Annotated in this window: 26 protein-coding genes and 2 tRNA genes; 10 read left to right on the top strand and 18 right to left on the bottom strand. The window is 73.0% G+C overall.

Features of this window, described 5'->3' with window-relative positions:
• The first annotated feature begins 18 nt into the window (after positions 1-18).
• From ACIBTV_RS28955 to ACIBTV_RS28945, 3 genes are all read left to right on the top strand, one after another.
• A tRNA-Asp gene (locus ACIBTV_RS28955) sits at positions 19-92 on the top strand.
• Between the two features lie 101 nt (positions 93-193).
• A tRNA-Phe gene (locus tag ACIBTV_RS28950) sits at positions 194-267 on the top strand.
• 115 nt (positions 268-382) lie between these two features.
• A complete protein-coding gene (locus ACIBTV_RS28945) occupies positions 383-664 on the top strand; it encodes a hypothetical protein (RefSeq protein WP_396709948.1) in 282 nt (93 codons plus the stop codon).
• Between the two features lie 245 nt (positions 665-909).
• Here ACIBTV_RS28945 and ACIBTV_RS28940 read toward each other — a convergent pair whose 3' ends face one another.
• Complete coding sequence (locus ACIBTV_RS28940; protein ID WP_396709946.1) at positions 910-1,977, bottom strand: hypothetical protein; 1,068 nt, start codon at positions 1,975-1,977, stop codon at positions 910-912.
• A 288-nt stretch (positions 1,978-2,265) separates the two neighbouring features.
• Between ACIBTV_RS28940 and ACIBTV_RS28935 the strand changes: the two genes are divergently transcribed.
• The gene (locus tag ACIBTV_RS28935; protein WP_396709944.1) at positions 2,266-2,790 is read left to right on the top strand and encodes an SRPBCC family protein; all 525 of its coding nucleotides are present in this window, start codon (positions 2,266-2,268) and stop codon (positions 2,788-2,790) included.
• Between the two features lie 90 nt (positions 2,791-2,880).
• On the opposite strand, the gene ACIBTV_RS28930 is transcribed toward ACIBTV_RS28935, so the two are convergent.
• Positions 2,881-3,588 (bottom strand): DUF2786 domain-containing protein, encoded by a 708-nt coding sequence (locus ACIBTV_RS28930; protein WP_396709941.1) that lies wholly within the window; start codon positions 3,586-3,588, stop codon positions 2,881-2,883.
• Between the two features lie 39 nt (positions 3,589-3,627).
• Complete coding sequence (locus ACIBTV_RS28925) at positions 3,628-4,017, bottom strand: hypothetical protein (protein ID WP_396709940.1); 390 nt, start codon at positions 4,015-4,017, stop codon at positions 3,628-3,630.
• A 165-nt stretch (positions 4,018-4,182) separates the two neighbouring features.
• On the opposite strand from ACIBTV_RS28925, the gene ACIBTV_RS28920 reads away from it, so the two are divergent.
• Complete coding sequence (locus tag ACIBTV_RS28920) at positions 4,183-5,532, top strand: ABC transporter substrate-binding protein (protein WP_396709938.1); 1,350 nt, start codon at positions 4,183-4,185, stop codon at positions 5,530-5,532.
• Between the two features lie 76 nt (positions 5,533-5,608).
• Here the strand turns inward: ACIBTV_RS28920 and ACIBTV_RS28915 are convergent, their stop codons facing one another.
• Both ACIBTV_RS28915 and ACIBTV_RS28910 read right to left on the bottom strand, forming a co-directional pair.
• The gene (locus ACIBTV_RS28915; RefSeq protein ID WP_396709936.1) at positions 5,609-6,352 is read right to left on the bottom strand and encodes an enoyl-CoA hydratase/isomerase family protein; all 744 of its coding nucleotides are present in this window, start codon (positions 6,350-6,352) and stop codon (positions 5,609-5,611) included.
• A complete protein-coding gene (locus tag ACIBTV_RS28910) occupies positions 6,349-7,242 on the bottom strand; it encodes a 3-hydroxyacyl-CoA dehydrogenase family protein (protein ID WP_396709935.1) in 894 nt (297 codons plus the stop codon). The genes ACIBTV_RS28915 and ACIBTV_RS28910 overlap by 4 nt, the downstream gene beginning before the upstream one ends.
• A 192-nt stretch (positions 7,243-7,434) precedes the next feature.
• Here ACIBTV_RS28910 and ACIBTV_RS28905 point away from each other — a divergent pair, with 192 nt between their 5' ends.
• Positions 7,435-7,731, top strand: a complete 297-nt coding sequence (locus ACIBTV_RS28905) for a hypothetical protein (protein ID WP_396709933.1) — start codon at positions 7,435-7,437, stop codon at positions 7,729-7,731.
• A 147-nt stretch (positions 7,732-7,878) separates the two neighbouring features.
• Here ACIBTV_RS28905 and ACIBTV_RS28900 read toward each other — a convergent pair whose 3' ends face one another.
• Positions 7,879-8,658 carry a class I SAM-dependent methyltransferase gene (locus ACIBTV_RS28900; RefSeq protein ID WP_396709931.1) on the bottom strand — a complete coding sequence of 260 codons (780 nt, stop codon included), beginning with the start codon at positions 8,656-8,658 and terminating at the stop codon, positions 7,879-7,881.
• Positions 8,659-8,711: 53 nt separating this feature from the next.
• Here ACIBTV_RS28900 and ACIBTV_RS28895 point away from each other — a divergent pair, with 53 nt between their 5' ends.
• On the top strand, positions 8,712-9,101 hold the full coding sequence (locus ACIBTV_RS28895) for a PPOX class F420-dependent oxidoreductase (RefSeq protein ID WP_396709929.1): 390 nt from the start codon (positions 8,712-8,714) through the stop codon (positions 9,099-9,101).
• Between the two features lie 53 nt (positions 9,102-9,154).
• On the opposite strand, the gene ACIBTV_RS28890 is transcribed toward ACIBTV_RS28895, so the two are convergent.
• Positions 9,155-9,364 carry a BldC family transcriptional regulator gene (locus ACIBTV_RS28890; protein WP_007073996.1) on the bottom strand — a complete coding sequence of 70 codons (210 nt, stop codon included), beginning with the start codon at positions 9,362-9,364 and terminating at the stop codon, positions 9,155-9,157.
• A gap of 251 nt (positions 9,365-9,615) precedes the next feature.
• Entirely contained in the window at positions 9,616-10,455 is an 840-nt protein-coding gene (locus ACIBTV_RS28885) for a hypothetical protein (protein WP_396709927.1), read from the bottom strand.
• A gap of 218 nt (positions 10,456-10,673) precedes the next feature.
• On the opposite strand from ACIBTV_RS28885, the gene ACIBTV_RS28880 reads away from it, so the two are divergent.
• Together ACIBTV_RS28880 and ACIBTV_RS28875 are read left to right on the top strand one after the other, a co-directional pair.
• Entirely contained in the window at positions 10,674-11,756 is a 1,083-nt protein-coding gene (locus ACIBTV_RS28880) for a Glu/Leu/Phe/Val dehydrogenase (RefSeq protein ID WP_396709925.1), read from the top strand.
• Positions 11,757-12,062: 306 nt separating this feature from the next.
• Positions 12,063-12,278: a DUF3073 domain-containing protein gene (locus tag ACIBTV_RS28875; protein WP_088996883.1), complete on the top strand. Its 216-nt coding sequence runs from the start codon at positions 12,063-12,065 to the stop codon at positions 12,276-12,278.
• A 134-nt stretch (positions 12,279-12,412) separates the two neighbouring features.
• On the opposite strand, the gene amcA is transcribed toward ACIBTV_RS28875, so the two are convergent.
• The 5 genes from amcA to ACIBTV_RS28850 all read right to left on the bottom strand — a co-directional run bounded on the left by amcA (position 12,413) and on the right by ACIBTV_RS28850 (position 17,134).
• Positions 12,413-12,649, bottom strand: a complete 237-nt coding sequence (gene amcA / locus ACIBTV_RS28870; RefSeq protein ID WP_396709923.1) for a multiple cyclophane-containing RiPP AmcA — start codon at positions 12,647-12,649, stop codon at positions 12,413-12,415.
• Positions 12,618-13,721, bottom strand: coding sequence for a cyclophane-forming radical SAM peptide maturase AmcB (gene amcB / locus ACIBTV_RS28865; RefSeq protein ID WP_396709984.1), 1,104 nt, complete (start codon positions 13,719-13,721; stop codon positions 12,618-12,620). The genes amcA and amcB overlap by 32 nt, the downstream gene beginning before the upstream one ends.
• Before the next feature lie 129 nt (positions 13,722-13,850).
• Positions 13,851-15,005, bottom strand: coding sequence for a phosphoribosylformylglycinamidine cyclo-ligase (purM, locus tag ACIBTV_RS28860; protein ID WP_396709921.1), 1,155 nt, complete (start codon positions 15,003-15,005; stop codon positions 13,851-13,853).
• Between the two features lie 64 nt (positions 15,006-15,069).
• Positions 15,070-16,611 carry an amidophosphoribosyltransferase gene (gene purF / locus ACIBTV_RS28855; protein ID WP_396709919.1) on the bottom strand — a complete coding sequence of 514 codons (1,542 nt, stop codon included), beginning with the start codon at positions 16,609-16,611 and terminating at the stop codon, positions 15,070-15,072.
• Positions 16,612-16,768: 157 nt separating this feature from the next.
• Positions 16,769-17,134, bottom strand: coding sequence for a sterol carrier family protein (locus ACIBTV_RS28850; protein ID WP_396709918.1), 366 nt, complete (start codon positions 17,132-17,134; stop codon positions 16,769-16,771).
• Positions 17,135-17,292: 158 nt separating this feature from the next.
• Here ACIBTV_RS28850 and ACIBTV_RS28845 point away from each other — a divergent pair, with 158 nt between their 5' ends.
• On the top strand, positions 17,293-19,401 hold the full coding sequence (locus ACIBTV_RS28845) for a carboxypeptidase-like regulatory domain-containing protein (protein ID WP_396709917.1): 2,109 nt from the start codon (positions 17,293-17,295) through the stop codon (positions 19,399-19,401).
• A gap of 246 nt (positions 19,402-19,647) precedes the next feature.
• Here the strand turns inward: ACIBTV_RS28845 and ACIBTV_RS28840 are convergent, their stop codons facing one another.
• The 5 genes from ACIBTV_RS28840 to purS are packed head-to-tail and all read right to left on the bottom strand — an operon-like array spanning position 19,648 to position 24,172.
• Positions 19,648-20,403 (bottom strand): 2-phosphosulfolactate phosphatase, encoded by a 756-nt coding sequence (locus ACIBTV_RS28840; RefSeq protein WP_396709916.1) that lies wholly within the window; start codon positions 20,401-20,403, stop codon positions 19,648-19,650.
• A gap of 4 nt (positions 20,404-20,407) precedes the next feature.
• The gene (gene purL / locus ACIBTV_RS28835; protein WP_396709914.1) at positions 20,408-23,098 is read right to left on the bottom strand and encodes a phosphoribosylformylglycinamidine synthase subunit PurL; all 2,691 of its coding nucleotides are present in this window, start codon (positions 23,096-23,098) and stop codon (positions 20,408-20,410) included.
• Complete coding sequence (locus tag ACIBTV_RS28830) at positions 23,095-23,232, bottom strand: hypothetical protein (RefSeq protein ID WP_396709912.1); 138 nt, start codon at positions 23,230-23,232, stop codon at positions 23,095-23,097. Before ACIBTV_RS28830 ends, purL begins: the two co-directional genes overlap by 4 nt.
• Positions 23,229-23,912 carry a phosphoribosylformylglycinamidine synthase subunit PurQ gene (gene purQ / locus ACIBTV_RS28825; protein WP_091593521.1) on the bottom strand — a complete coding sequence of 228 codons (684 nt, stop codon included), beginning with the start codon at positions 23,910-23,912 and terminating at the stop codon, positions 23,229-23,231. The genes ACIBTV_RS28830 and purQ overlap by 4 nt, the downstream gene beginning before the upstream one ends.
• Positions 23,909-24,172 carry a phosphoribosylformylglycinamidine synthase subunit PurS gene (gene purS / locus ACIBTV_RS28820; RefSeq protein WP_091593523.1) on the bottom strand — a complete coding sequence of 88 codons (264 nt, stop codon included), beginning with the start codon at positions 24,170-24,172 and terminating at the stop codon, positions 23,909-23,911. Before purS ends, purQ begins: the two co-directional genes overlap by 4 nt.
• Positions 24,173-24,354 lie beyond the last annotated feature (182 nt).

Here is a 24,354-nt window from a genome sequence, read left to right as displayed (position 1 = left end):
GCCGGAGCAACAGAGCTAGGTCCTGTGGAGCAGTTGGAGTGCTCGCCGCCCTGTCAAGGCGGAGGTCGCGGGTTCAAGTCCCGTCAGGACCGCAGCGCTGACGCCGCGCGAAGAATGCGCGGCGTTCTGCGTATCGGAGTGTGTGCCCTCCGGCGGATCATCCGCCCTTTGGGTAGCATGGTCCGAGCAACCCGGCCAGGTAGCTCAGTTGGTACGAGCGTCCGACTGAAAATCGGAAGGTCGGCGGTTCGACCCCGCCCCTGGCCACATAGCCTTTCGCCGGGCTACAGAGGTCCCCACCAGCGGATACGCAGGTGGGGATCTTGCTTTGTCGGCCGCCGTGGTGCTTGTCCGGGGCCTCGCGATGACGCAACCTCGAACGGTGAGTGACGCATCCGATCAGCCGGCGCCCAACGCGGTGTCCGGCCGCGACCTGGCCGTGCTCATCGGCGTCCTGGCCGTGCTGGAGGGCGAGTTGATGGTCGGTGACGTGCCCGAGCACCTGACCGACAGACTCCGGGACCGGTTCGCGCGGGAGGGCCTTCTCGATCCTCGGGCGAGCGAACGAGCCTTCCGGCAGGCGATCAATGACCTGAATCACCGACTCCGCTACGGCCTGGGCGAGTACCCGGAGCCGCCGACGCGCCTACCCGTCCCGGACTGAGACGCCAACGGACCGGACGCCTGAGACGCCGACGGAGCGGCACCTCAGAGCCAGCCGTTGGCCAGGGCGCGAAGGGCCGCCCCGATGCGGTTACGGGTGCCGGTCTTGCCGATGGCGGCCGACAGGTAGTTGCTCGGCCTCGCCCCACCCGGCGCGGGCACCGTGTCGCCTCGATCCACTCGGCTTTCAGGAAGTCGGGGTATCCGGTAGATCGGGACACCCCGACTTCCTGAAAGCCGTGAGGCTCAACGCTTGGACGGCGGCCCGTGCTGCTCCATGCCCGACCGGATCACGTCCCACACGCTCCGCCCGACCTGCCGCAGCACCTCACTGGCCTGCCCGGCGAGGTCCCCCGGGTTCGGCACCGGCCAACTCGGTCCGCCCTCGTCCGGCGCGCCACCGCCCGCCCGGACCGACTCCGTCCGGCCCCGTCCGCTCTGGCCGGCCCCGCCTTGAGGCTCTGCCTTCCCGGCCTGGCCAGGCCTGCTCCCGCCCGACTTTCCCGGCCCGACACCGCCGCCGGCCCCACCCTGACCTGGCCCACCCCGCCCGCCAGCGCCCGCGCCGGCCGGACCCTGAGCGCCGCCGGCCTGATCCGACCCACGCTGACCGGGGCCGCTCGGGCCACCGTGTCTCCCCGCGGCCTCCTGGCCAGCCGTCCGCTGCCCCTGATCCCGCGGGCCCTGCCCCGCTTCCGTGGGCCCGCCGAACACGTTCTTGCCGGCGTAGCTCGTCCGGGCGGTGACGGAGCCGATCTCCTGCCCGAGCCGGTCCACCACCCTGCCGAGGTCCTGGGTGCTGCCCGTCATCCGCCGGGCGGCCTGGCCGGCGTCGCCGAGGGCCGCCTGGGCGCTGTTCGCGACGGCCTCGATGATGTGCGGGTTCTGGTCGATGGTGGTCAGCGCCCGGTCGAGGATCTGCACCAGCCGCTCCAGCCGCACCTTGAGCAGCGCCTGCGCGCGTACGTCCTCGATGTCGATCTCGACGGCTTCGAGCCGGACGTGGACGCCGGCGTCGAGTTGGAGCAGGTTCGCCAGCCGCGCCCGGAGGGAGAGGTCGACATCCAGCCCGTCCACGGCCAACCGGATCGACCCGACGTGCAGGTCCGGCACGTCCAGCAGGACGTCCGGCTCACCCTCGGGGTGCGGCGGGCCGACGGGCCGGTTCCCGCGCGACGGCCCGACGGGCGCGCCGCCCTCCTGGTCGTGGTGCTCGGGCGGGACGGCCGACCGGCCCTCCTGGCCCGGCTGCGTCAGGCTCCGGTCCGGCCGGCTCCGGCTCGACTGCCCCTGGCCCGACTCGGTTTCGCTCATCCTGCCCGCCCCGCTCCCGGCTCGGCCGGACCGCCGGCTCGTCACCGACCGCCGATCCCCGCATCGCCCGGCGTGACCCGGGCCCGACCGGGCGCGCTTACCCGGTTCGCCGCGCCCCATCCCTTTCCCGCCGGTTTCCCGGGCGCGGATCCAGGTGATCTGTGGCCCCGCCGGGGGCGGCAGTCGTCCACGGTCCGTGGGCGGGGTCCGCGCATCCGGGACGCTGTCCGCAATCGGGCAGTTGCGCACCGCTGCACACTCGGACATCAGCCGGTATGGTCCGGGCCTATGGGACAGGAGATGGTCGATCCGGCGGACATCCGGCAGGACGTCGACGAGTTCTCCCTCCGCTGCGATGTCCTCGTTCCCGCCACCGCGGAGCGCGCCTTCGAGGTGTTCACCGGTGCGCTGACCCACTGGTGGGTCGTCGAATACACCTGGTCCGGCCCGGAGGCGCTCGCCGAGCTGGGGATGGAGCCCCGCTCGGGCGGCATGCTGTACGAAATCGGTCCCTACGGCTTCCGCAGCGACTGGGGGCGGGTGCTCACCTGGGATCCGCCCCGGCGTCTCGTCTTCACCTGGCAGATCGGGCCGGACCGGGTGCCCGTGCCGGACCCGGCCCGGGCGAGCGAGGTCGAGGTGCTCTTCCTTCCGGAGGCACCGGAGCAGACCCGGGTGGAGTTGGAGCACCGGCACTTCGACCGGCACGGCGAGGCCGCCGAGGGCTACCGGCAGGCGCTGACCGCCGGCTGGCACGAGCTGCTGTCCCGCTACGCCGCCACCGTCGACGGCCACCGTCCGCCGCTGGCCTGACGGGCGTCGGCAACGGCTGCGGGAGCGAGGCCCCCGAGCAGACGACCGTGACAACAGTCGGGAGCGAGGGGAGGACGCCTGCGAGGCCATTCAGCCGGCGATGCCGCGCTCCGCGCCCGGGCCGGTGTCCACGGTCCGACCGCCGAGGTCCGCGCGGTGGCCCGCCGCGGCTCCGGAGCCGAACCCGCTACCGGCGAGCCGCCGACGCGGCGCCGTGCGCAGCCGGGGATAGACCTCGGCGAGCCGGCGCTGCACCCGGTCGGACCGGTCGGCCAGGACGAGCGCGACGCCGGGGACACCCGAGCCCTCCGCCGCCCCGGTCTCGGCGGCCCGCAGCCGCGCCCCGATCACCTGGGCGAAACCGGCCAGCCACGAGCGCCGGAACGCCGCCGGGTGCTCGCCCACCGGGACGGCGGCGCCGGCCAGGCCGTGTGCGGCCTGCACCAGCAGCGAGGTGAAGAGCAGGTCGACCCGCTCCAGGTCGCTCGCGAAGCCGAACAGGTGGAGGGTGAATCCGTCGTCGCGCGGACGGCGTACGCAGCGGCAGCGCAGCGGGTCGGCGACCGCGGCGAGCAGGCCGGCCTTGTCCCGGGCGTACGGGGCGACGACCTCGACCACCCGGTCGCCGACCAGGTCGGTGGCGGGGTCCCGGGCGGCGAGCAGCGCCCGGTCGACCCCGTAGCGGGCGATCAACTCGGTGGCCTTGGCCATGAACGCCGCCGACTCGGCGGGCGTGCAGGCCGGGTCCTCGGCCTGGGCCAGCAGCTTGCGCACCTTGCTCAGCATGGCCTCGGACATGCCACCACAGCTATCACACGGCCCGGGCGGCCGGGCGGCTCAGGTGTTGCGACTGCGCAGCGTGGCGACCGTCGAGCCGGCGAGGGTGAGCAGACAGTCGGGTAGCAGCCCGTCGGCCGCCGCGGCCCCGAACAGCGCCTCGCCGGTGTCGACGTCCCGGTTGGCGTACGCGCTGACGAACCGCGCCACCCAGCGGGTGTCGTAGCCGGCCTCGTCGATGCCCGGGAAGTCCAACGCGCACTGCCCCGGCGGTCCCGGCTCGCCGACCATGGTGGCCGCGAGGCACCACGCCACCCCGTACGCCCCGGCCAGCCCGGACCGGTCGACGACCGCGTCGAACGTCCCGACCACGCCGTCACCGTCCCCGGCGAGCGCGGAGCGGAGCACCAGATTCGCGTCGTCGAGCGTCTGCTGTGGTAGGTCCGTCACGCACCGCACAGTAGGCCGGACGGTCAAGCAGCCATCGACCACCGTTTGTCAATCACTCTCCGTGACCACCCTCGGCGACCTGCGGAGTTGGCCACCTCCACAGCCCCGCAGTCGGCGTCGGCACGCTAATGTGCGCAGCGGACCTTCGCCGGAGGAAGGACGACGATGTTCAAATCGCGCGGCTCGCGGGCGGCCACACTGACCGCCTGCGCCACGTTCCTGCTCGCCACCAGCGCCTGCGGGACTGACACCCCTGACGAGGCGCCGACCCAACAGGCGCGTCTCTACGGGACCGACGGAAACATGCTCAATTCCTTCCCTGCGGAGTTGAAGGATCGCGCCGACCTGGTCGACGGCATGAAGGGCACCACGCCCCTGACGCCGTTGCCGGAGGACTTCAAGGGTCGGCTACGGTCCGTGGATCCGAAGCTGACCGACTTCCTGTACTCGGCGGAGACGTACGACGCCGTGGTGATCAGCGCGCTCGCCGCGCAGCTGGCCGGGAGCACCGAGCCGGCCGCGATCGCGCGGCAGATCGTCGGCGTCACCAACGGTGGTCAGCGCTGCGAGGACGTGGCCGGTTGCCTGACGCTGGCCCGCGCCGGCCAGGACATCCAGTACCGCAGCGTCTCGCTGACCCGCGCCGGCTTCACCGACGCCGGTGAGCCGGCCACCGCGAGCTACGCCACCCTGCACTTCGACGGGCAGCAGATCAACGACGGTAAGACCGAGTTCGTCGGCGCCGGCGAGGAATCGGCGGCCAGCACCAAGAACCCGCCGAAGGGCAGCAAGCAGCCGACCGGCGCCGCCGACAAGGAGGACGGCTCGCCGCTGGTCATCGGCGGTCTGCTGCCGAAGACCGGTGAGCTGGCGCTCGCGTACCCGCCGATGGCCGCCGGCGCGGAGCTGGCCATCAAGGAGATCAACGCCGCGGGGGGCATCCTCGGTGACCCGGTCACCTGGGCCGAGGGCGACGACGGCACGAGCCCGACGGTGGCGAAGGCGACCGTCGCGAAGCACATCGCGGACGGGGTGCCGGTCATCATCGGCGCCGGCGGTTCGGGCATCTCCCTGGCGGTGCTGCCGGACGTGGTGCAGGCCGGCCGGATCCTGTTCTCGCCGTCGAACACCGACGCGGGCCTGACCACCGTCGACGACAAGGGCCTCTACTTCCGCACCGCGCCGCCGGACAGCCTCCAGGGCCGGGCGCTGGCGGACGTGATCCTGCGGGACGGCTCGCAGCGGATCGCGATCGTCGCCCGCAAGGACTCCTACGGTGAGGGCCTGCAGGACGTGGTCCGCAAGGAGCTGGAGCGGGCGGGCATCAGCGCCGACCGGCTCAAGCTGCTGACCTACCAGCCGCCCGAGGGCGAGGACGCCCCGCCGGTGGACTTCGGCGCCGGCGCCAAGGAGGTCAAGGACTTCGGGGCGGACGCCGTGCTGCTGATCGGCTTCGGCGAGTCGGCGCAGGTGATCCGCGCGCTGGCCGACGCGGGCGTGCAGATCCGCCACTGAGCGGGCGCTGAACCGCGGACGACGAACGGCCGCACCGGGGAACCGGTGCGGCCGTTGTCGTGTGCCGAGCGGTCGTTCAGCGGCTGCGTCGCCGGTCGAGGAACTCCGTCATCCGGCGGCGCTTCTCCTCGTCCTCGAAGAGCACGGCCTGGCTCACGAGGTCGAGCTGGGGGTGGGCGGCGGCGGGCGCGTCCACGGCGAGCTTGGTGAGCCGCAGCGCCAGGGCCGACCCCTTGGCCATCTCGTCGAGCAGCTCGTGGGCGGTGGGCAGCAGCTCATCCGGCTCGGCCACCACCCGGTTGACCAACCCGATCCGCAGCGCCTCCGCCGCGTCGACGCGGCGGCCGGTGAAGAGCAACTCCTTGGCCCGCGCCTCGCCGATCAGCGCGGGCAGCCGGTGGGTCGCGCCGGCGCCGGCCAGAATCCCCAGCCGCACCTCCGGCTGACCGAAGACGGCGCGCTCCGTGCACACCCGCAGATCGCAGGCGTACGCCAGCTCGGCGCCGCCGCCGAGCGCCGGACCGTCGACGGCGGCCACGGTCGGCATGGGCAGCGCCCGGATCCGGGCGAAGGCGGCCGAGTTGATCGCGGCGAGGGCGTCCAGCCGGCCCCGCTCCCGGAGTTGGCCGATGTCGGCACCACCGGCGAAGATGCCCTCCGCGCCGCCGGTCAGCAACAGCAGCCGTGGCCGGGCCTCCAGCTCGGCGCAGACCGCGTGCAGCTCGCCGATCAGGTCCGCGTCGATGGCGTTGCGCTTCTCCGGCCGGTCCAGCGTGACGACCAGGCGGTCCGGACACTCCTCGATCCGCAGCCCGCTCACCGGTCCAGCCCTTCGTTCGCGACCGCGGGGTCCACCGCTTTCACACCGCCTTCCCAGCGGTAGAAGCCCTGCCCGGACTTCTTCCCCAGCCGCCCGGCGGCCACCATCTCCTCGAGCAGCGGCGGCGGCGCGAAGCGGTCCCCATACGCGGCCTGAAGGGTGCGCGCGATGTCGAGCCGGACGTCCAGGCCGACCAGGTCGGTCAGCTCCAGCGGCCCGACCGGGTGCCGGTAGCCGAGCACCATCGCCTTGTCGATGTCGGCGGGGCTGGCCACCCCGTCCGCCACCATTCGGATCGCCTCCAGACCGAGCGTGACCCCGAGGCGCGAGGTGGCGAAGCCGGGCATGTCGCGTACGACGACGGGGTCCTTGCCGAGCCGACCGGCGAGCGCGACGGCCGCCGCGGTGGTCTCCTCGGCGGTGGCCGGCCCGACCACGATCTCCAGCAGCGCCATCGCCCAGACCGGGTTGAAGAAGTGCAGCCCGACGAAGCGGTCCGGCCGGGCCAGCCCGGCGGCCAGCTCGCCGATGGCGATGCTGGACGTGTTGCTGCCGAGCAGCGCCGGGTCGAGGGCCTCCGCGTCGCGCAGCACGGCCCGCTTGAGGTCGAGCCGCTCCGGCACCGCCTCCACGACCACGTCGGGCCCGGTGGCGACCTCGGCCAGGGCGGCGCGCAGCGTGACCCGGTCCCGGTTCGCGGTGGCCTGTTCCACGGTCAGCTTGCCGCGTCCCACCGCCCGGTCCCACAGGTCACCGAGCCGGGTCAGTGCGGCGGCTCCCCGGGCGCGGTCCACCTCCACCAGCTCGACGGCGTGACCGGCACCCGCCGCCACGTACGCGATGCCGAGCCCCATCGTGCCGGCTCCGACCACGACGAACCGTTCGCTCATGCCGGCCCTCCGCTGCGCTCGCTCATTGCGCCTCCCCCTTGCGCCCGGCGGCGGCCCGAGGGTCCACCCGCGGCCGACGGTGCGCTCCACTCGCTCATGCTGCGACCATATGGGCCCCGGGCGCGGCGCCATGCGTGGGGGCGCGGCGGATCGGGTACAGACGGCGGTCAACCGAGGGAAGGACCAGTCGAGATGAGCCAGGCACCGGAGGGCGTCGTGGGCGCGGAGAGCACCGACACGGTGGAGACCCGCGGGGACGAGCGGGTCGAGCTGCTGCGCGCGGACACCAACAACGACGGGCAGACCGACGTCTGGGTGGTGGACACCGACGGCGACGGCAAGGCCGACCTGTTCCAGTTCGACACCGACCACGACGGCAAGGTGGACATCACCATGGTCGACCTGGACGAGGACGGCACCCCGGACGAGGTCGTCGACGGCGACGGCGGCCTCCCGCCCGAGCAGCTGCCCCCGACCGTCAAGGTCTGACCGGCCCGGCCCCCGCCGCCGCCCCGGCGCGGGGGCCTCGTCGTGCTCGACCCGGCCGTCGCGTCCCGGCCGACACGGAGTCCGCGGCCCCGACGTCGCCGGTGCCAGCCCTGCCGCTCGCCGGCAGCCCGTCAGCCCGTCAGCCCGTCAGCCCGTCAGGCGGAGCGTGGCCAGGTAGTAGGGGGCGTCCCGGTCGTCCACATCGATGAGCTGCCAGGCGCTGCCCCGGACCAGCTCCGCGAACTCGTCCGGTGAGCAGACGAGGTAGTCGAACCAGTCGGTGGCGAGCTCCCGGTAGCGCAGCCGGAGCCGTAGCTGCCCACCGAGCCGGCCTCGCCGACGGTTGCGCTCGTGGTAGACGGTGTGCACCGGGTCGCGGGTGCCGTACGGGTCGGTGCCGTGCGCGATGATCTGCGCCCCCGGTCGGGCCAGCGCCGCGAGGGCGGCGAGCAGGGCCGGCGCGCGCTCCCGCCCCTCGAAGAGCCCGAGGTTGTTGCCGAGCATCAGGAACGTGTCGTACCGGGCGCCGTCGGCCACGTGACTGTCCACGGTGCCGTGCACCAGGTTGCGTACGCCCCGGCGCCGGCACACGTCCAGCGCGCCGGCGGACGTGTCGAGCCCGGTGACCGGCACGCCGCGCTCCTGCAACGCCAGGGCGATCCGCCCGGCGCCGACGCCGACGTCCAGGGTCTCGCCGCGCGCCCGGTCCACCGCCCGGCGGTCGTACGGCTGCCACCAGGCCGGCGGGTCGAGGTAGGGCGCGGCCGGAGCGCCGTTGATCAGCCCGTCGTCCCGTTCGATGATCTCGATGACCGGACGGGGCAGCCGACCGCCGACCAGCGGTCGCGGGCCGACGCCGGTGGCCACGGCGAGCGTGTCCCGCAGCAGTTCACCGACCACGTCACCAATTCGCGGCTCGCCGGTCACGAGCTTCACGCTATCCGGCCGGTCAGTCAGCCGTTCAGTCGTATCCTGACGGGGTGGCCACCTTGGATCGCTTGTCGGCCGAGAAGTACATCCTTCTGACGACCTTCCGACGCGACGGTCGTGAGGTTCCGACGCCTGTGTGGGCGGTCCGTGACGGCGACGGCCTGGCGGTGTGGACGGCGGCCGACTCCGGCAAGGTCAAGCGCATCCGCCGCAACGGGGCCGTCACGGTCGCGCCCTGCGACGTCCGGGGCCGACCGCACGGCGCGCCGGTGCCCGCCCGGGCGACGCTCTACGACCCGGCGGGCAGCCGCCGGATCCGCGGGCTCATCAAGCACAAATACCGGGTGCTCGGCCGGTTGACCCTGCTCGGGAGTCGGCTGCGCCGGGGTGACGGCGGCACGGTCGGCATCCGGATCACCCTCGCGGAGGGCCAGACATGAGTCAGGGCGGCGGACCGAAGTCCACCGCCCTGATCCACGTGCGTGGTGCCGGCTCAGTCTCCCTGGCGCTGCTGGGGAATCTGCCCCTGCAGCAGGGCTCTGACCTCCGACTCGCGGTACCGGCGGTGTCCGCCGAGGGTGCGGATGGCGGAGAGCTTGCCCGCCTTGGCCCACCGGGTCACCGTCTTCGGGTCGACACGGAACATCGACGCCACCTCGGCCGGTGTGAGTAGCGGCTCTGGTTCGTGCGTTCGCGATGCCATCGGTCACTCCTCCACATGTATAGACATCGGCCGGGGTCCCGCCGGCCGACGCGTCTCCCATGGTCCGGCTAGTCCCCGATGTCCGACATGGGCCGAACGGCCGAACGTCCCTAGACGGACGGATGAACCATGCCCGATTTATGCGACTTTTACACGGCAGAATCTGCCTTATTCGGACTCATGATCACGGTTCGTGAAGCGTCAACTACGAGCACCCCTCGCCTTGGGAGCGCTCCTTGGGCGAAATGCCCCTAGTTGCACCGCTCCAGCAGCTGGACCGCCCGCCACCGCGCCACCAGCTTGTCGTACGCGGCGGACGCCTCCTCGGCCTCACCCCGGGAGAGCCCGGCGAGACCCGCCGCGACCAGCTCGGGCGAGTCGTCGGCGGCGAGTGTGTCCGCCGACAGCAGCTCGACCAGGCCGCCGTAGTCCAGTTCCACGACCGACCGGGGGTGGAACTCCTCCAGCCAGCGGGCGGCCTCCTCGACCGCCTCGGTGATCGGCGCCTCGCCCACCGACTTGCGCAGCACCGAGAGCGCGCGCGACGACCGACGGCGGGCCTTCGAGATCTCCGTGCGGTAGCGCAGCGACCGGCGGTCGGGGGCGGTGACCAGGTCCCGCTCCGCCGGGTCGAAGAGAACGAACCAGCGCAGCGGCACACCCCAGGTCGCGATCTGCTCGTGAACGCGGGGCACCCCGTGCTCCAGCACCCGGGCGCCGCTGCGCCAGTCGTCGACGACCGCCTTGGCCTGCCCGGCGAGCACCGGCGGCACGAAGGCGTCGGCGAGCACCGACGGAACGCCGTCCCGAGCGCTCAGCGCCGCCTCGGCCACCCGGATCCGCAGGTTCCACGGGCAGATGAGCAGGGTGTCGTCCGTCTCCAGGACGTACGCCTCCTCGGGCAGGTCGGGCAGCCGGGTCCAGCCGGCGCCGAGCGCCTCGATCACGGCCGTCCGCTGTCGACCGGGGCCCTCCACCGGGGCGACCGCCCGCCCCTCCGACACGTAGCGCCGCCAGTAGGTCTGGCGGTCCCGGTCGAACGCGGTGAGCGGCTCGTACACGCGCAGGTAAGAAGCGAAGAGCGACGGCACGGCGCGATCCTCCCACGAACGCGACGCCGTCGCCGTCAGCGCCCGCCGGACATGGCGCGCCGTGGTCGGCGGCCGGACCGGTCCTGCTGGGTGGGCGGGGCCCGCCGTGGTCGGCGGCCCGACGGAGGCCGATATTAGGCTCAACCTCACCGGCAGCATCCCCGCCGTCGTCCACCAGGCCGCGTCCCACAAGGACGCACCGACACCAGGAGCCAGTCATGGGCGTATTCGCGAGCACCGACGACCCCGGATCGACCGGCCACGAACAGGTCGTGTTCTGCCAGGACACGCAGACCGGTCTCAAGGCCATCATCGGGATCTACTCCACCGCGCTGGGGCCCGCGCTCGGCGGCACCCGCTTCTACCCGTACGACAGCGAGGAGGCGGCCCTCGCCGACGTCCTCGACCTGTCGCGGGGCATGGCCTACAAGAACGCGCTCGCGGGGCTGGACCTCGGCGGTGGCAAGGCCGTCATCTGGGGTGACCCGGAGCAGATCAAGAGCGAGGCGCTGCTGCGCGCGTACGGCCGGTTCGTGGAGTCGCTCGGCGGCCGCTACTACACCGCCTGCGACGTCGGCACGTACGTGGCCGACATGGACGTGGTGGCCCGGGAGACGCGCTACGTCACCGGCCGCAGCGTGGAGCACGGCGGCGCCGGCGACTCGTCGATCCTCACCGCCTGGGGCGTCTTCCAGGGCATGCGCGCGGCGGCGGAGCACGTCTGGGGCGCCCCGACGCTGCGCGGCCGGCGGGTCGGCGTGGCCGGGCTGGGCAAGGTCGGCAAGTACCTGGTGGGCCACCTGCTCGACGACGGCGCCGAGGTCGTGGCGACGGACGTCAACCCGCGGGCGCTCGAGTGGGCGCGCACGACCCACCCGCAGGTCACCCTCGTCGACGACAGCTCGACGCTGGTCGCCGCCGACATCGACGTGTACGCCCCGTGCGCGCTCGGCGGCGCGCTGAACGACGACACCGTGCCGGCCCTTCGGGCGAAGGTGGTCGCCGGCGCGGCGAACAACCAGCTCGCCCACCCGGGCATCGAGAAGCTCCTCGCCGACCGGGGCGTCCTCTACGCCCCCGACTACGTGGTCAACGCCGGTGGTGTGATCCAGGTCGCCGACGAGATCGAGGGCTTCAACTTCGACCGGGCCAAGCTGCGGGCCACCCGGATCTACGACACGACCCGCGAGATCCTCCAGCTGGCCGACGCCGAGGGCGTCCCGCCGGCGGTGGCGGCGGACCGGCTGGCCGAGCGGCGGATGGCCGAGGTCGGGCGGCTGCGCACCATTCACCTCCGCTGACCCGGCGGCCCGGGAGCGGACGGCTCAGATCCGCTCCCGCGGCCTCCCCGGCCCGGCACCGGCCGTTAAGCTGGATCTGGCACCTGTTTCGTGCCGTTCTGTCCGGTGTCACGGGTGCTCACGGCTTCGCCCCTTACCCGGTACACTGGGTGACGGCCGGTTCACTGCGACGCGCAGGGCCGGCTGACGGTAACCCGAGGTGCCGAACGGTGGCATCCCCATGTACCGTAAGAGCCACGAGAGATGCCTGACGTCATCGGGGCCCGCCTTCGGGCTGCCCCGCATTCTGTGCGAGGGGGTCGAGCCATGGGGCGCGGCCGTGCTAAGGCCAAGCAGACGAAGGTGGCCCGGGAGTTGAAGTACCACTCCCCGAACACCGACCTCACCGCCTTGCAGCGTGAACTGGCGGGTGCTGGTAAGTCTGAGCACAACTTCGACGACGACTACAAAGAGTATGTCGACGACGATGATGAGGATCACGCGGACGAGGACCCAGACACCTGGGTCCGGCCGACCCGCTGACCTCTCGACGCAGCTGAGCACGCGGTAGCTCCCGCGTGCTCACGCATGTGCCCACCACAGCGGCGTAGCGACGGACGATCAGGGGCCTGCCCTGCGGATATCGCCAGACAGGCCCCTGGTCCCGACACCGCGGCTCAGCGCGGTCGGTTGTTCCAGTTGTAGAACGTCGGGATGTTCTCGAAGTGGTTCCAGGCGCACACCGCGCCCTCGCCGCTTCCGCCCGCCACCTCCGCCCGGAGCCGCCGCGCGTCCTCCGCCTCGCGCAGCAGGGCGACGAGGCCCGGGGCGGCGTCCCGCACCCGTTCGGCGATTCCGGCCGGGCCGGTGTCCGCTCCGCGCTCAGGCTGCCGGTGACTGGTGGTCTCGGGCATGCTCCAACACTCCCTCCAATAGGCGGATCTTGCTGTTGCGGCAGTGCTCGGTCTCCGTACCGTCGAAACGCCCCAGCTCGAAGTAGCGGTTGGCCGCGTGGCCCCCGCCACAGAAGCCGAAGTAGGGGCAACCGGACCGACAGGCCTCCACGCCGGCCAGGAACTCGCCCACCCAGGGCGTACGCTCCGCCCCGGCCAGGATCTCGGCCAGCGAGGCCCGCAACACGTTGCCGCTGCTGAAGTCGCCGTAGCGCGGGTCGGTGAAGCCCGCCAGCTCCGGGGAGAGCACGGTGACCGAGCCGTCATGCCCGATCGTGGGGATCGGGTCCAGTTGCCGCGGCAGCACGTCCTCCGCGACGTCGTCCAGCACCGCCGCGGCGTACCGCAACGACCACTCGACCTCACGCAGGTGGATCCGGGGCTCCCGGCGCCACGCCGCCACCAGCTCCGCCCAGAACGTGGTGACGTCGGCCGGGTCGTGCGCGTTGTCGCGGGTGTTGACCCCTTCGGTCTCCTCGATGTTGATGCCGAGCACGTCGCAGCCCAGGTCGAGGAAGTAGTCGTACAGCTCGGTGGCCAGCCCCGCTCGTGGACGGGAGACCACCGCGAGCGCCGAGAACGGCAGCCCGTGCCGGCGCAGCGCGGCGACGCCACGCAGGATCCGGTCGTACGCGGGTCGACCGCCCCGGGTGACCCGGTCGCCGTTACGCTCCCGCGGGCCGTCCACGCTCACGCTGACGCGGATCCGGTGCTCGGCGAAGAACGCGCACCAGGCGTCGTCGATCAGCGTCGCGTTGGTCTGCACGTGGTGCTCGACCTCGGGTGCGAACGGCGCCAGCAGGGCCGCCAGGTGCTCACGGCCGGCCGCCAGGGGCTCACCGCCGTGCCAGACCACCGAGAAGCGACCCTGGGCCGCCCACGGATTCACCGACGCGGCGACCGCCTCCGCCACCGCCACCGGCATCCGCCGGTCGGCGGCCCGGAACGGCAGGTAGCAGTATGCGCAGTCAAGGTTGCAGAGGGTGGTGGGCTGCATCACGACGTACGACGGAACGGCGGCGATCCCACGCATCCCGTTGAACGACTGTCCCCGAGCAGCCATCGCCCTCCCTTGTCAGCCTGAGGGTGCCCTTCAGGCTAGGCGGCGATGGCCACTCGGGTGAACCCCTGATCAGGTGGCCGTACGATCAGCGGAGCGTGATCACCCGCGGGTGTGCTGCCCGATCATCTGGACGGTCCCGGAGCCCTCGATGATCTCCCCGGCCTGCCACGCCTCGACGCCACGCCCGGTGAGCGTGGCCAGCGCGCGGTCGGCGTCCTCGGCGGAGACGATCGCGAACATGCCGACGCCCATGTTGAACGTGGCCTCCATCTCCGGGTCCTCGATCCGACCCTTGGACTGGATCAGGTCGAAGACCGGCTGCGGGCGCCACGTCGAGCGGTTGACCACGGCGTCGACGTGCTCGGGCAGGACCCGCACCAGGTTGCCCGGGATGCCGCCGCCGGTGACGTGGGCCAGCGCCCGCACCTCGGCCTCGGCGATCAGCTTGAGGCAGTCCTGCGCGTAGATCTTGGTGGGGGTGAGCAGCTCCTCGCCCAGCGTGCGCTGCCGGCCGAAGTCGTCGATCACCACGTCGAGCCGCATCCGGCCGGCGCCGAGGAGCACGTGCCGCACCAGCGAGTAGCCGTTGGAGTGCAGTCCGGAGGAGCGCATGGCGATCACCACGTCGCCGACCTCGACGCGCTCCGGGCTGAGGATCTCGCTCTCCTCCACCACGCCGACGCCGGTGGCGGAGATGTCGTACTCGTCGGGGCGCAGGACGCCCGGGTGCTCGGCCGTCTCGCCGCCGAGCAGCGCGCAGCCGGCGTAGCGGCAGCCGTCGGCGATGCCCGCGCCGATCTCGGCGACCTTGTCCGGCACGACCTCGCCGGTGGCGATGTAGTCGAGCAGGAAGAGCGGCTCGGCGCCGCAGGCGACCAGGTCGTCGACGACCATCGCGACCAGGTCGATGCCGACCGTGTCGTGAATGTCCATCTGCTGGGCGATCACCAGCTTGGTGCCGACGCCGTCGGTGGACGAGGCGAGGATCGGGTTCTTGTACTTCTGGGTGTCGAGCCGGAACAGGCCGGCGAAGCCACCCAGGTCACCCAGCACCTCGGGGCGCCGGGTCTGCCGCACCTTGGACTTGAGCAGCTCCACCGCGCGGTCGCCCGCCTCGATGGACACGCCGGCGTCCGCGTACGAGACCGAGCGTTTGCGCGTCTGGCGGCTGGTGCCGGCCGTCCACGGCTGGCGGTCGCCGCCAGCGCCGGTCGGGCTGCTTCCTGCGCCGCTGCGCTCGGACACGTGCGTCACGGTTCTCCCCTTTGTGGTTCTCGACGGCGGCGCCGGAGGTGGCCCGGCGCCGTGTCGGGTCGTGCTACGGGCGGTGGACGGCTGCGCCACCCGGAGTGGCGACGAGCGGGAGGGTGGTGCGCTCCGGGGCGTCCGCGTCGCCGCCGGCGACCCGGCGGCCCACCCCTTCGAGCACGTGCTTGCCGATCAGGTTGCCCGCCGGCAGCTCGATGGGGTACTCCCCATCGAAACACGCCCGACACAGGCGGGTCTTCGGCTGCTCGGTCGCGGCGATCAGGCCGGACAGCGAGACGTAACCCAGCGTGTCGGCGCCGATCGAACGCCGTACGCCCTCGTTGTCCAGCCCGTTGGCCAGCAGCTCCGCCCGGGTGGCGAAGTCGATGCCGTAGAAGCACGGCCACTTGACCGGCGGCGAGGAGATGCGAACGTGGACCTCGAGTGCGCCGGCCTCACGCAGCATCCGGACGATCGCCCGCTGGGTGTTGCCGCGGACGATCGAGTCGTCGACCACGACGATGCGCTTGCCGCGCACGTTCTCGCGCAGCGGGTTCAGCTTGAGCCGGATGCCGAGCTGGCGCAGCGTCTGCGAGGGCTGGATGAAGGTGCGCCCGACGTACGGGTTCTTCATCAGGCCCTGGCCGTAGGTGATGCCGGACTCCTCGGCGTAGCCGATCGCGGCCGGCGTGCCGGACTCCGGCACCGGGATCACCAGGTCGGCGTCGACCGGGTGCTCCTTGGCGAGCAGGCGCCCGATCTGCACCCGCGCCGCGTTCACGTTCCGCCCGGCGATCGTGGCGTCCGGGCGGGCGATGTACACGTACTCGAAGAGGCAGCCCTTCGGCTCCGGCGCCGCGAACCGGGTGGAGCGGAGCCCGTCCTCGTCGATGGCGATCAGCTCGCCCGGCTCGACCTCACGGACCACGCTGGCGCCCACGATGTCGAGGGCGGCCGTCTCGCTGGCCACCACCCAGCCGCGCTCCAGACGGCCGAGCACCAGCGGGCGGACGCCGTGCGCGTCGCGCGCCGCGTAGAGCGTCGACTCGTCCATGAACACGAAGCTGAACGCGCCCCGCAGCTGCGGCAGCACCTCCAAGGCGGCCGCCTCGACGGACAGGTCGGGCCGGCTCGCCAGGAGCATGGTCACCAGCGAGGTGTCGTTGGTCGCGCCGTCGGTGACCAGGCCCCGCTCGTTGACCTCGCGCTGCAGCTCGGCGGTGTTGACCAGGTTGCCGTTGTGGGCCAGCGCGATGGTCGTGCCGGCGGTGGTCGACCGGAGGGTCGGCTGGGCGTTCTCCCAGGTCGAGGCCCCGGTGGTGGAGTAGCGGGCGTGCCCGATCGCCACGTGCCCGCGCAGGCTCGCCAGCGTCGGCTCGTCGAACACCTGGGCGACCAGGCCCAGGTCCTTGTAGACCACCACGCCCGACCCGTCGCTCACCGCGATCCCGGCGGCCTCCTGGCCGCGGTGCTGGAGCGCGTAGAGACCGAAGTAGGTCAGGTTGGCGACCTCTTCCCCCGGTGCCCAGACACCGAAGACGCCGCAGGCGTCCTGGGGGCCGGGTCGTTGGGGATCAAGGTCGTGGCTCAGCCGGCCATCGCCTCGGGGCACCTGCCGCTCCCTTTGCTGCGTCTGGGCTGGCCTCACGGGTCCACGGGGGTGAACTCCGCACACCTCGGCCGCACCACTGTCGTCGCCTGACAGTGTACGCGAACAGCTGTCGATACAGAAAGTCACGATCCCGCTGCGGGTAGTTACCGTCACCGCGTCATCGGCGCTGCCAGAGCGGCAGGAGGGCGGAAATGTCCCCCCGAATCCCACTCACCCGTACGCGACCCTCGGTGACGGCTTCCGCCCATGCCAGCCGTCCGGACGCGAGTTCGAGCCACGTTGTCGGGTCCATCTCCACCACATTCGGTGGGGTCCCGCGGGTGTGTCGGGGCCCCGCAACGCACTGGACCGCGCCGTATGGTGGGACGCGCACCTCCACCGATCGGCCGGGGGCGCGCTCCGCGAGGACGGTCAACAACGTCCGGACCGCCTCCCGGAGGACCGGCCGTTCGGGCGTACGCCCCTCATCGAGCGCCGACAACGCCGCCGCGACCGCGGCGGACTTAACGTGCGGAGAGGACACACCGGGACGATACGGCCCGAGCGGGAGAGGTCCGACGCTGGCCCTGGGTCGCGCGGGGGCAGCCGGACAAGGCATAGTTGCCGACGGCGTATTCGTACCGTGATTATCCCGGCCCGGCCTCCGCCGGGTGAAGGAAGTCAGTCCGGAAGGCGGTGGACGTGTCAACACACCGACGTGCCTGGAAGCAGCGGGCCGGTGTGGTCGTAGCGCTGGTTGCCGGCGCCCTGCTCGCCCTCCCCGCCACACCAGCCCTGGCCGCACCCACCGTGACCAACGTCTCGGCCTCCCCCGGCACCGTCCAGGCCGGCGGAGAGGTCACGGTGAGCTACACCCTCGCCCTCGACGATCCGCCGGTTCCCGCTGACGTCACCGTGAGCTCCAGCAACTCGAAGGTGCAGTGCATCGACGGGTGCGACCGCGGGAACGTCACGCAGGGTGGCACCCTCACGGCCAAGTTCAAGGTCGCTGACGACGCGCAGAACGGGACCGCCCGGATCACCGTCCGGGCCCGCGGGGGTTTCGGTGCCCCCAGCGAGGGCTCGACAACGGTCACCGTGACGGCCAAGGCGGCCCCGCCGCCGCCGAACGAGGTGCAGACCGTTCGGTCGATCTCCGGCAAGGTCGTCGTTCAGGCGAACGGTGACGCAGTGCCGAACGCCGTCGTCATGCTCCAGGACAGCACCGGCCGCATCCAGCAGACCTCCAGTGACGGCAGCGGCAACTTCCGCTTCACCGGCACCACCGACCGCCCGATCGCGCCGGGCCGAATCGACCTCGGCGCCAGCTTCGACAACATCGTGGCGCGGAAGAGCATCAACGCCAGCGCCGGACAGACCGTCACCGGCCAGCGGATCAGCCTCGCGATCAAGGTCGAGGCGACGCCGAGCGCCACTCCGTCGGCCACCGAGGAGGCGCTGCCCACCGAGGAGGCGACCGAGGAGGGCACGGAGGAGACTCCCGAGGCGACCGAGGGCGCGGCGGCCGACAACGCCTCGAACGAGAGCTCCGGCGGCGGCATGGGCTCGTACATCATCATCCTGCTCGGCGGCCTGCTCGTCGCCGCGGGTGTCGGCACGATCGTGCTGCTCTGGATGAAGCGCAAGGACAACCCGGACGGCGCCGACGACGACGCGCCGACCGGTGCCGCCGATGCCGGTGCCGTGCCGGCCTCCCGGGGCGCCTACCGCGGCGCCGACGACCGGACCCGGGTGGTCAACCCGGTGGGCGCCGGTCCGGACCCGACGATGGTCGCCGGTGGCACTGCCCTGAGCGAGGCCCCGACGATGATGCACCGCCCGGTGGTGGACGACGTCCCGCCGGACCCGTACGGCGTGCCCCCGCAGCAGACCTACGGCGCCAACGGCCAGCAGGGCTGGTCCGGCGGCGGCTACGGCGACGAGCCGGCCGGCTACGGCGCCGGTGGCTACGGCAACGCGCCCTCCTCCGGCGGCGGCTACGGCAACGCCCCCGGCTCGGGCGGCGGCTACGGCGCCGGTGGCGACGGCGGCTACGGCAACGCCCCCGGCTACGGCGCGGCTGGCGACGGCGGCTACGGCAACGCCCCGGGCTCCGGCGGCGGCTACGGCGCCGGTGGCGACGGCGGCTACGGCAGCCGGGACTACACCGCCCCGGCGGGCGGGGCGGGCTACCCGCCGGCCCCGGCGAGTGGCGCCGCCGGCTACGGCGAGCGTTACGACGAGCCCACCGGCCGCTACACCGGCCAGAACACCCAGTACCCGGCCCCGGCCGACCCCTACGCCACCGGGCTCTACGAGCAGGGCCAGGGCTACGGGCAGGCGGAGCCCGCGCCGTACGGCCGGGGTGCGGAGCCGACCGGCGGCTACGGCCAGCAGGGCGGCTACGACCAGGGCGGCTACGGCCAGCAGGGCGGGTACGAGCAGCCGGGCGGCGGCTACGGCCAGGAGCCCGCGACGCAGCAGGGCGGTGGCTACGGCCAGGAGGCGCCGACGCAGCGCGGCGGCTACGACGACCGCGGCTACGACCAGGGCGGTTACGGCCAGGGCGGCGGCTACGGCCAGGAGGCGCCGACGCAGCGCGGCGGCTACGGCCAGGAGGCGCCGACGCAGCGCGGCGGCTACGGCCAGGAGGCGCCGACGCAGCGCGGCGGCTACGACGACCGCGGCTACGACCAGGGTGGCTACGGCCAGGGCGGCGGCTACGGCGACCAGAACCAGGGTGGCCGTGGTGGCCGGGACGGCGGGCAGCAGGACCGGGGCGGCCGCCGGCTGGACTGGCTGGACGACTGACCGGCGGACGACCGTCACGAGGCACGACCACGAAGGGGCCGACCGGCACGACCGGGCGGCCCCTTCGGGCTATGCACAGCGTTCCGCGCCCACCGGTCGGGGCGGGCCGACGCCCGCATGACCCACCGACCGGTCAGAGCTGACCGACGGGTATGCCCGACCGACCGGGCGGGGCGGATATCGGCGCCGATGCCGGCGACCCACCGGGGGTGCCGGATCGGGTGCCGGACCGGCTCGACGCCGGGATCAGGCGGCTGAGAATCTGCCCTGGTAGAGCACCGGAACCACGTCCGACACGTCGACCTGGACGGCGATGTCGACGTCCCCGGCGAAGCCGTGCTCGACCAGTTCCCGCCCGGAGACACAGCCGCGAACGGCGGCCGGCACGTCCGGCGTGCTGGCGAGCGCGGCGAGCGCCATCGCCGCCTCCACGGACAGCCCACCCGCCACGCCGGAGAGAGCGTCCAGCACGCTGGCCGCCCCGAGCTGGTCCTCCACCGACGGGCGCAGTGACCCGTCCGGCCAGCGTTCCCCGGCGGCGATCACCCCGATCGGGGCTTCCGTCGAGCCGTACCCCTGGCGACGCAGCCAACGCCCGACGGCGCGTGCGTTGCGCAGGCAGGCCGCCACCACCGGCAGGCCGGTGGCGCTGGCCGCGGCGCTGATGGCGGAGCCGTTCGGCGAGGGCAACACCAGGTCGGCGGCGACCGGCGCGACGCTCAGCGCCGCCGGTGAGAGCGACCACGGCCGCTCCGGGCTCACCTGCCGGCGGCCGACGGCCGCGACGGCGCCGACACGACGGGCGTAATCGGCGGCCTGGTCACCCCACGGAAACGGATGCACCCGCATGCCCCGGGCGACGGCGACCTCGACGGCGGTGGTGAACGAGAGCACGTCCACCACCACCAACGCGGCACAGACACGGCCGAATTCGGCCGCGCCCGTCAGGCCCCAGTCGAAGCGGGCACCGGAACCGGGCTGGACGTGGACCGCAGCGGTCAACGCCTCAGCGCTCGTCGGGCGCCGACGGCTGTTCGGTGGCACCGGAGTCGGTGTCGGCCGGCTCGGCGGTCGCCTCGCTGGCGACCGGCTCCACCGGACCCGCCGGCGCGACCGGCCCGGCCGAGGCGATCGGCTCGCTCTCGACCGACTCCGGGTCGACCCGCGCGACCTCGGCGGCCGGCTCGGTCACCGGCAGCGCAACCGCCTCGACGGCTCCGGCCACCCCGGCGGCCGGCGCCGGAACCTCCACCGCCGACTCCCCGCTGCCGAACAGGCGCGGCAGGGTGGCGGTGTGGGCGGCGCGCAGCTCGTCCAGACCGATCCGGAACTGGCCGTGCACCTCCAGCGCGCCGCCGGTCGGGTCGGTGACGCCGATCAGCTCGAACGGCACGCCACGCTCGGCGCAGAGCGCGGTGAACGCCTTCTCGTGCCCGCGCGGCACCGACACCAGCACCCGCCCGGCGGACTCGCTGAACAGGTAGACGAACGGCATCGAGCCGGCGGCGAACTGCTCCGGCACCGCGATCCGCGCACCCACCCCGCGCCGCAGGCAGGACTCGACCAGGCTCTGGGCGAGACCGCCGTCGGAGAGATCGTGCGAGGAGCTGAGGTGACCCACCCGGGCGGCCTCGGCCAGCAGGTCGGCGAGCGCCTTCTCGCGGGCGAGGTCGACCTGCGGCGGGATGCCGCCGAGGTGCTCGTGCGTCACCCAGGCCCACTCCGAGCCGGAGAGCTCGACGTGCGTCTCGCCCAGCAGGAAGAGCTGGTCGTGGTCGCCGTTCGGCCGCGGCACGAAGCCCATCGGCACCCGGTCGGCGACGTTGTCCAGCACACCGAGCACACCGACCACCGGGGTCGGGTGGATCGCCGCCGCGCCGGTCTGGTTGTAGAAGCTCACGTTGCCGCCGGTCACCGGGATGCCCAGCTCGGCGCAGCCGTCCGCCAGACCGCGAACGGCCTCGGCGAACTGCCACATCACGGCCGGGTCCTCCGGCGAGCCGAAGTTGAGGCAGTTGGTGACGGCGATCGGCTTCGCGCCGCTCGCGGCCACGTTCCGGTACGCCTCGGCCAGCGCGAGCTTCGTGCCGTTGTACGGGTCGAGCCGGGTGTAACGGCCGTTGCCGTCCACCGACAGCGCCACACCGAGGCCGGTCCGCTCGTCGATGCGGATCACACCGGAGTCCTCCGGCTGGGCGAGCACGGTGTTGCCCAGCACGTAGCGGTCGTACTGCTCGGTGACCCAGGTCTTGTCGGCCAGGTTCGGCGACGCGATCATGCGCAGCACGGTCTCCCGCAGCGCCTCCGGGTCGGCCGGGCGGGGCAGCGTCTCGGCCCGGTCGGCCTGGAGCAGGATCAGGTCGGCCGGCTCCCGCATCGGGCGGGCGTAGACCGGGCCGTCGTCGACCAGGGAGCCCGGCGGCACGTCGACCACCAGGTGGTCCCGCCAGGTGATGGTCAGCCGGCCGGGGCTGCCGTCCGGCGCCGCGGGGGTGACCTCACCGATCGCGGTGGCGAGGACGCCCCACTTGTCGGCGGTCTTGAGCACGGCGTCGAGCTTGTCCGGCTCGACGACCAGCAGCATCCGCTCCTGCGACTCGCTGGCCAGGATCTCGTGCGGCTCCATCGACGGCTCGCGCAGCGGCACCCGCTCCAGCCACACCCGCATGCCGGTGCCGGCAGCGGCGGCGGTCTCGGTGAGCGCGCAGGTCAGGCCGGCGCCGCCGAGGTCCTGGATACCGACGACCAGCTCGGCGTCGTACAGCTCCAGGCACGCCTCGATCAGCAGCTTCTCGGTGAACGGGTCACCCACCTGCACGGCCGGGCGGCGCGCCTCGCTGCCCTCGTCGAAGGTGGCGCTGGCCAGCACCGACACACCGCCGATGCCGTCGCGGCCGGTCTTGGCGCCCATCAGCACCACGACGTTCCCGGGGCCGGCGGCGGCCTTGTTCTGGAGCCGGTTGACCGGCAGCACACCGAGGCAGAGCGCGTTGAGCAGCGGGTTGCCCTGGTAGGACGGGTCGAAGACCAGCTCACCGCCGATGTTCGGCAGGCCCAGGCAGTTGCCGTAGCCGCCCACACCGGCGACGACGCCGGTCAGAACGCGGGCGGTGTCCGGGTGGTCGGCCGCGCCGAAGCGCAGCGGGTCCATCACGGCGACCGGGCGGGCGCCCATGGCCAGGATGTCCCGGACGATGCCGCCGACGCCGGTGGCCGCGCCCTGGTAGGGCTCGACGAAGCTGGGGTGGTTGTGCGACTCGACCTTGAAGGTCACGGCCAGCTCGTCGGAGACCTGCACCACACCGGCGTTCTCACCGATGCCGGCGAGGAGCCGGTCGCTCGGCGGCGCCTTCTCGCCGAACTGGCGCAGATGGACCTTGCTGGACTTGTAGGAGCAGTGCTCGCTCCACATGATCGAGTACATGGCCAACTCGGCCTGGGTGGGCCGCCGGCCGAGGATCTGCCGGATCCGCTCGTACTCGTCGTCGAGGAGCCCCAGCTCGGTGTACGGCTGGAGCTCGCCCGGGGTGCCACCGGCACGCGGCACGGTGTCCACGCCCTCGGCCCAGTCGGCGGGTGCCGGCTCGGCGGGCCGGGCGGGGGCGGCCGGCGGTACGACGTCGGCCGCGCGCGACTCCGCCGGCTGCGCCGGGAAGGACTCCGGCGTCTCCCGTACCGGGTCCGGATGGGTGGTCATGACCTCTCCTCGCTGCGCTCGTGGCCGCCCGTCGGGCGGTTGAGCTGACCGATGATCCTGTCGCCGCCGGTCACCGGCCCGCTCCCGCTCGCGATGGCGAGGCTCGCCGGACCGGTGTCGCTGCCCGCGCTCACGCGGGCGCCCCCACCAGGTGCTTGAGGACCGAGGTGAAGAAGCCGAGCCCGTCCAGCGAGGGGCCGGTGAGCGCCTCGACCGCGTGCTCGGGGTGCGGCATGATGCCGACCACGTTCCCGGCCTCGTTGGTGATCGCGGCGATGTCGCGCTGCGACCCGTTCGGGTTGCCGCCGATGTAGCGGGCGACGACCCGGCCCTCCGCCTCGAGCTGGTCGAGCGTCGCGTCGTCCGCGACGTAGCAGCCCTCGCCGTTCTTCACCGGGATCAGGATCTCCTGGCCCGGCTGGAACGCGTTGGTCCACGCGGTGCCGGCCGTCTCGATCCGCAGGAACTGGTCCCGATTGCGGAAGTGCAGGTGCTGGTTGCGGGTGAGCGCGCCCGGCAGCAGGTGGGCCTCGCAGAGGATCTGGAAGCCGTTGCAGATGCCGAGGACCGGCAGGCCGCCGCGGGCCGCGTCGACGATCGACTCCATGACCGGGGCGAACCGGGCGATCGCGCCGCAGCGCAGGTAGTCGCCGTAGGAGAAGCCACCGGGCAGGACGACCGCGTCAACACCGTGCAGGTCCGGGTCACCGTGCCAGAGCCGGACGGCCTCGGCGCCGGCGATCCGGACGGCCCGGGCGGCGTCCCCGTCGTCGAGCGAGCCGGGGAAGGTCACCACTCCGACCCGGGCGGTCACGGTCGCGCGCCCGCGGTCTCGTCGGCCTCGACCAGGCGGACGGTGAAGTCCTCGATGACCGGGTTGGCGAGCAGCTTGTCGGCGATCTCCCGGGCCCGGTCCAGGTCCGGTTCGCCGGTGAACTCGATCTCGATCCGCCTACCGATCCGGACCGAGGCGACGTCGCTGACGCCGAGCCGCGGCAGCGCGTTTGCGACGGCCTGGCCCTGCGGATCGAGGATCTCGGGCTTGAGCATGACGTCGACGACGACGCGAGGCACTGGGGCACTCCTGACTGTGTACGCAGTTGGGTGCCGACCCACAACGGGCGAGCGCAGCCAGCCTACCTGGCAGATACGGGTACGGCCGCACCGGCCGGGCCTCGTCGGGCCAGTGATCGACGTGTTCACACGTCCGACGGCCGGCGGAGCGCTCCGTTGCGCGCCACACCCACTCCCACCAG

The organism is Micromonospora sp. NPDC049366, from assembly GCF_044466625.1.
Classification (GTDB): Bacteria; Actinomycetota; Actinomycetes; order Mycobacteriales; family Micromonosporaceae; genus Micromonospora.
The sequence above is the reverse complement of the archived record's forward strand: the minus strand, read 5'-3'. Positions and strand labels throughout refer to the sequence as shown.

Coding starts and splice junctions, on each gene's coding strand:
- ACIBTV_RS28940 (WP_396709946.1), bottom strand. CDS start 1,977: ATGAGCGAAACCGAGTCGGGCCAGGGGCAGTCGAGCCGGAGCCGGCCG.
- ACIBTV_RS28935 (WP_396709944.1), top strand. CDS start 2,266: ATGGGACAGGAGATGGTCGATCCGGCGGACATCCGGCAGGACGTCGAC.
- ACIBTV_RS28930 (WP_396709941.1), bottom strand. CDS start 3,588: ATGTCCGAGGCCATGCTGAGCAAGGTGCGCAAGCTGCTGGCCCAGGCC.
- ACIBTV_RS28920 (WP_396709938.1), top strand. CDS start 4,183: ATGTTCAAATCGCGCGGCTCGCGGGCGGCCACACTGACCGCCTGCGCC.
- ACIBTV_RS28910 (WP_396709935.1), bottom strand. CDS start 7,242: ATGAGCGAACGGTTCGTCGTGGTCGGAGCCGGCACGATGGGGCTCGGC.
- ACIBTV_RS28905 (WP_396709933.1), top strand. CDS start 7,435: ATGAGCCAGGCACCGGAGGGCGTCGTGGGCGCGGAGAGCACCGACACG.
- ACIBTV_RS28890 (WP_007073996.1), bottom strand. CDS start 9,364: ATGGCATCGCGAACGCACGAACCAGAGCCGCTACTCACACCGGCCGAG.
- ACIBTV_RS28880 (WP_396709925.1), top strand. CDS start 10,674: ATGGGCGTATTCGCGAGCACCGACGACCCCGGATCGACCGGCCACGAA.
- ACIBTV_RS28875 (WP_088996883.1), top strand. CDS start 12,063: ATGGGGCGCGGCCGTGCTAAGGCCAAGCAGACGAAGGTGGCCCGGGAG.
- amcA (WP_396709923.1), bottom strand. CDS start 12,649: ATGCCCGAGACCACCAGTCACCGGCAGCCTGAGCGCGGAGCGGACACC.
- amcB (WP_396709984.1), bottom strand. CDS start 13,721: ATGCGTGGGATCGCCGCCGTTCCGTCGTACGTCGTGATGCAGCCCACC.
- purL (WP_396709914.1), bottom strand. CDS start 23,098: ATGACCACCCATCCGGACCCGGTACGGGAGACGCCGGAGTCCTTCCCG.